The organism is Bartonella sp. AA83SXKL (assembly GCF_042196965.1).
Lineage (GTDB): Bacteria > Pseudomonadota > Alphaproteobacteria > Rhizobiales > Rhizobiaceae > Bartonella.
The window spans coordinates 363-633 of sequence record NZ_JBHIRG010000253.1; the positions used below are offsets into that span (position 1 = coordinate 363).

The following is a 271-nucleotide window of genomic DNA, read 5'->3' on the forward strand; positions in this document are numbered from 1 at the left end:
ATAACGCCATAGTAAAACAACTTTTTCTTCTTCTAAAACGCGTTTTTGCTTAGTAGCAAAATTGCCAACAGGTTCAGCTGCGGGTAAACAGTCTCCTGTATCGGATTGTGTAATACAGGTGGGCAAAGCTTCTTTTTCTTCCTGTTTTGGCGATATATCCATGATTTGCCATTGCTCGCCAACGCACTCTGCCGCAGGAACATCCTGTACTGTTGTGCATGTATGAGCAGAGGTTTTGTTTTGAAGATAATTTTGTTCAAAAAAAGCACTG

At 41.0% G+C, this 271-nt stretch carries 1 pseudogene; it reads right to left on the reverse strand.

The features are described from left to right. Positions 1-271 (reverse strand): annotated as a pseudogene (locus tag ACFINO_RS10945) (hypothetical protein); the annotation flags it as partial.